1 pseudogene is annotated in these 467 nt (G+C 67.5%); it reads right to left on the reverse strand.

Annotated features, from left to right (window positions below):
- Window positions 1-41: 41 nt before the first annotated feature.
- Window positions 42-467, reverse strand: a pseudogene (locus tag KYG_RS18700) (hypothetical protein); the annotation flags it as partial.

The following is a 467-nucleotide window of genomic DNA, read 5'->3' on the forward strand; positions in this document are numbered from 1 at the left end:
ACGCCATCCAGCAGGAAGACTGAGCCGCCCCTTACTCCCGCTCAGGACGTGCGACTCGTCTCCGCCCGGGGCGTCTTCGCCGCCGCGGCGATGGCATCGCCGGCATGCGTGGCGCAGCAGTCCTCCTGCCAGCGATGGCGCCGCGTCAGCTGTCCGATGCCCGGGTTGAAGGCATTGGTCGGATCGAGCTGGCGATAGTGCCGCTCTAGTTCCGGCGCCGCGGCGTAGAGGTGACCGACATTGTGCTCGGCGGGATAACGGGCGCCGCGGGCCTCCAGCAGGGCCAGCAGGCGACGCTTGAGCGCCGCGCAGTCCCGACCCTTCTTCACCAGGTATTCCTGGTGCAGCACGTGACAGAAGAAGTGCCCGCAATACATGGTCACCTCGATCTGCTCCGCCAGCTCCGGCGGCAGAGTCTCGAACCAGTCCTGGGTGTTGCACGGCAGGGCGATGTCCAGGGCGAGGAT

Source organism: Acidovorax sp. NO-1 (assembly GCF_000238595.1).
In the GTDB taxonomy this organism is placed as follows: domain Bacteria; phylum Pseudomonadota; class Gammaproteobacteria; order Burkholderiales; family Burkholderiaceae_C; genus Acidovorax.